We start from the raw sequence: 3,825 nt of genomic DNA, 5'->3' as shown, positions 1-3,825 counted from the left end.
GGAAGGGATGACCGTATCCCTCTCCACCCACGACGGCGTGCCGATCGCCATCACCCTGCCCCAGCGCGTGACGCTCGAGATCATGGAGACCGAGCCGGCGGTGAAGGGCCAGACGGCCTCGTCGTCCTACAAGCCGGCCATCCTGTCCAACGGCCAGCGGGCCATGATCCCGCCCTACATCACCGCCGGCACCAAGATCGTCGTTCTGACGGAAGACGGTTCCTACGTGGAGCGGGCGAAGGACTGAGCCTCCAAGATCCCGCTCATCCCGGCGCAAGCCCGGATCCAAACGGCGTCTGCGCGCTCGCCGATCCAGCCTGGATCCCGACTTTCGCCGGGATGAGCGATGGATTTCAGAACTTCTGCGCGATCAGCCAGTAGAGCGCGAACATGGCCGCCGCTGGCGTCATGAACGCTCCGGCGGCGAACCAGATGGAGTCGCGCTCCGGCGGGATCACCGAGACCAGCAGGCTTCCGAGGAACACGGCGAGGAAGACCGCAAGTCCGGCTCCGACGAAATTGAGAATGTCTTTGGATACGGGGCGCCCACGCGGGCGCGCGCTCTCTAGCGACATATTGATCCTCCCAAGCGCGCGGCCACACCTATGCTGGCGTTTGTCCGCGTCCTGGCGAATGGAGACAGAGGCCCGCGCACTTGGCAAGCGGCGAGAGGCCACATTGCGGTGGCGCTTGCTCGAAGCGGCCGCCCTGCCGCATACGAACCCCTCCCCGAATCGCGCCAACCTGCTCCCGTGCCCAAAACCGCCCAAGCCTCACTCTTCGACGACGCGCTGAACCCCGCTCCGGCCGCCCCGCTGGCCGAGGCGCACGAGCCGCGTCCCGATCCCGCCGTGATCGGCGTGAAGGCGCCCGCCAGCGGCTACTCGGCCAAGGACATCGAGGTCCTCGAGGGGCTGGAGCCGGTCCGCAAGCGGCCGGGCATGTACATCGGCGGCACCGACGAGCGGGCCCTGCACCACCTGTTCGCCGAAGTGCTCGACAACGCCATGGACGAGGCCGTGGGCGGCTACGCCAAGGTGATCGAAGTCACCCTGGCCGCCGACGGCACCCTGAGCGTTCGCGACGACGGCCGCGGCATCCCGGTCGACCCGCATCCGAAGCACCCGGGCAAGTCGGCGCTGGAAGTGATCATGACCGTCCTGCACTCGGGCGGGAAGTTCTCCGGCAAGGCCTACGAGACCTCCGGCGGCCTGCACGGGGTCGGCGTCTCGGTGGTCAACGCGCTGTCCGAGCACGTCGAGGTCACCTCCTGGAAAGACGGCTTCCAGTGGCGCCAGGCGTTCGCGCGCGGCAAGCCGCTGGGCCCGATCCAGAAGCTGGAGCCGACCAAGCGCAAGGGCACCGCCGTCGCCTTCCGCCCGGACGAGGAGATCTTCGGCGAAGGCTGCGCCTTCAAGCCGGCCCGGCTCTACCGGATGGCCCGGTCCAAGGCCTACCTGTTCGGCGGCGTCGAGATCCGGTGGAAGTGCGATCCCTCACGCATCCACGACCAGACCCCGGCCGAGGCGGTCTTCCGCTTCCCGAATGGGCTTGCCGACTTCCTGGCCGAGCGGGTCAAGGACATCGAGACCGTCACCCCCGAGCCCTTCGCCGGCCGTTACGAGCGGCCGGGCGACCCGCACAAGGTGGAATGGGCCATCGCCTGGACGCCGGCCGGGTTCGGCGAGGCCGACGGCTTCATGCAGTCCTACTGCAACACCGTGCCGACGCCCGAAGGCGGCACCCACGAGGCGGGCCTGCGCGCCGCCCTCACCCGCGGGCTGAAGGCCTACGGCGAGTTGGTCGGTGAAAAGCGGGCGGGCCTGATCACCGCCGAGGACGTGATCGCCCAGGCCGGCTGCATGGTCTCGGTGTTCATCCGCAACCCCGAGTTCCAGGGCCAGACGAAGGAGCGGCTGTCCTCGTCCGACGCCCAGCGGCTGGTCGAAAACGCCCTGCGCGATCCCTTCGACCATTGGCTGACCGGCCAGCCCAAGGCGGCGGGCGCCCTCCTCCAGTTCGTCATCGAGCGGGCCGAGGAGCGGCTGAAGCGGCGCAAGGACAAAGAGGTCGCCCGGGCCTCCGCCACCCGCAAGCTGCGCTTGCCCGGCAAGCTGGCCGACTGCTCGGGCCAGGCGACCGACGGGACCGAGATATTCCTGGTAGAGGGCGACAGCGCCGGCGGCTCGGCCAAGCAGGCCCGAGACCGCCGCACCCAGGCCATCCTGCCCCTGCGCGGCAAGATCCTGAACGTCGCCTCGGCCGGCGCCGACAAGCTGTTGGCCAACAAGGAGCTGGCCGACCTGCTGCTGGCGCTGGGCGTGCAGGCGGGCGGCAAGTTCAAGGAAGAGGAGCTGCGCTACGAGCGGGTGGTCATCATGACCGACGCCGACGTGGACGGGGCCCACATCGCGTCCCTGCTGATCACCTTCTTCTACCGCACCATGCCGGACCTGATCCGCTCCGGTCGGCTGTACCTCGCCTTGCCGCCGCTGTACCGCCTCAGCCACGGCTCCAAGGTGGTCTACGCCAAGGACGACGAGCACCGCGAGCAGCTGCTGGCCAACGAGTTCAAGGGCAAGAAGCCGGACATCAGCCGCTTCAAGGGCCTGGGCGAGATGATGCCGGCGCAGCTGAAGGAGACCACCATGGATCCGAAGACCCGGACCCTGGCGCGCGTCACCCTTCCCCGCGCCGAGGAGGCGGTCGAAGACCTCGTGGAGACGCTGATGGGCCGCAAACCCGAGCTGCGCTTCCGCTTCATCCAGGAGAACGCCGAGTTCGCCGCGGCCGACCTCGACGTCTAAAGCTGCGCGGAACACCGTCCCCAAGCTGACGTTAACAAACGGCTGATTGGAGACGGCTCATGGCGAAGAAGAAGTCAAAGAAGGGCAGCCTGCCCAAGCGGATCGCGGGCGTGAAGGTCCCCAAGCGCGTGCGCCGTGACCTGAATGGTCTGCTGAGCTCGAAGCTGGGCCGGACCATCATCGCCGATGTCCTGGTCGCCGCGGGCGCGGCGATGGTCGGGACCCAGGCGAAGCAGAATTCCAAGACCCGCCAATTCCTGCACGACCATCCACCCGGCGAGGCCCCGGCGGCCGTTCGCGACGGTGCGGGCGCGGCCGCGAGCGGCAGTTCTGCCCTGGCCTTCGCCCTTGGCGAGGCGAGCCGCTCGTTCATCGACGCTCTGCACCGGGGAAAAGCCATGGCTGACGCCCGCGCCGCCTGGCCGGAGCTGAAGGAGGATGAGCCTGCGCCGGCAAAAAAAAAGCCGGGGAGCGGTACGGAGACTTCACCGGCGCACTGACCGTCCCGCCGGCCGGGGCCATCACCTACGTCCCCGACTTCATCGCCGCCAGCCGACCCAAGCCGTCGCTCAAGGCGCGCATCGCCGCCTTCGGCCTGAGCCGCGCAATCGATTTCGCCGCCTGGCGCCACCGCAGAGAAGCGCTGCGGGCCGAGCGCCGCGGCCGCTCGGACCAGGTGTTCCGCGCCTTCGTCCAAATCAACGTCAACCCGAGGGTGAGATGAGAGAGCGGCGCCTCGCGTTGACAGCAGGGCCTTTCTCCCTATGTTCCGCCGCGCGCGGTCGAGCCTCGTCCGCGCCGCCGCGAGTCGGGATGGCGCGCCCTCGCGCACAACCGAAAGCCCGATCAGTCGACCATGACCGAATTCTCTGACCTTGGCCTCTCGCCCGCGACGCTCGCAGCTGTCGCCGAGGGCGGCTACACCACCGCAACCCCGATCCAGGCCGAGGCGATCCCCGTGGCCCTGCAGGGTCGCGACGTCCTGGGCATCGCCCAGACCGGCACCGGCAAGACGGCC

At 68.9% G+C, this 3,825-nt stretch carries 4 protein-coding genes and 1 pseudogene; 4 read left to right on the top strand and 1 reads right to left on the bottom strand.

Features of this window, described 5'->3' with window-relative positions; translation table 11 throughout:
• Positions 1 to 247 (top strand): annotated as a pseudogene (locus tag VHK87_RS18010) (elongation factor P); the annotation flags it as partial.
• Between the two features lie 106 nt (positions 248 to 353).
• On the opposite strand, the gene VHK87_RS18005 reads toward VHK87_RS18010, so the two are convergent.
• Positions 354 to 575: a hypothetical protein gene (locus VHK87_RS18005; protein ID WP_329636272.1), complete on the bottom strand. Its 222-nt coding sequence runs from the start codon at positions 573 to 575 to the stop codon at positions 354 to 356.
• A 177-nt stretch (positions 576 to 752) separates the two neighbouring features.
• Here VHK87_RS18005 and parE point away from each other — a divergent pair, with 177 nt between their 5' ends.
• The 3 genes from parE to VHK87_RS17990 all read left to right on the top strand — a co-directional run.
• The gene (gene parE / locus VHK87_RS18000; protein ID WP_329636271.1) at positions 753 to 2,807 is read left to right on the top strand and encodes a DNA topoisomerase IV subunit B; all 2,055 of its coding nucleotides are present in this window, start codon (positions 753 to 755) and stop codon (positions 2,805 to 2,807) included.
• A gap of 59 nt (positions 2,808 to 2,866) precedes the next feature.
• Positions 2,867 to 3,307 carry a hypothetical protein gene (locus tag VHK87_RS17995; RefSeq protein ID WP_329636270.1) on the top strand — a complete coding sequence of 147 codons (441 nt, stop codon included), beginning with the start codon at positions 2,867 to 2,869 and terminating at the stop codon, positions 3,305 to 3,307.
• A gap of 356 nt (positions 3,308 to 3,663) precedes the next feature.
• A partial coding sequence (locus tag VHK87_RS17990) for a DEAD/DEAH box helicase (RefSeq protein WP_329636273.1) occupies positions 3,664 to 3,825 on the top strand: 162 nt, incomplete at its 3' end.

The organism is Phenylobacterium sp., from assembly GCF_036263695.1.
Lineage (GTDB): Bacteria > Pseudomonadota > Alphaproteobacteria > Caulobacterales > Caulobacteraceae > Phenylobacterium.
This window is presented reverse-complemented; position numbering and strand designations above follow the sequence as displayed.

Excerpts from the sequence above, each read along its gene's own strand:
- VHK87_RS18005 (WP_329636272.1), bottom strand. The coding sequence starts at position 575 with ATGTCGCTAGAGAGCGCGCGCCCGCGTGGGCGCCCCGTATCCAAAGAC.
- VHK87_RS17995 (WP_329636270.1), top strand. The coding sequence starts at position 2,867 with ATGGCGAAGAAGAAGTCAAAGAAGGGCAGCCTGCCCAAGCGGATCGCG.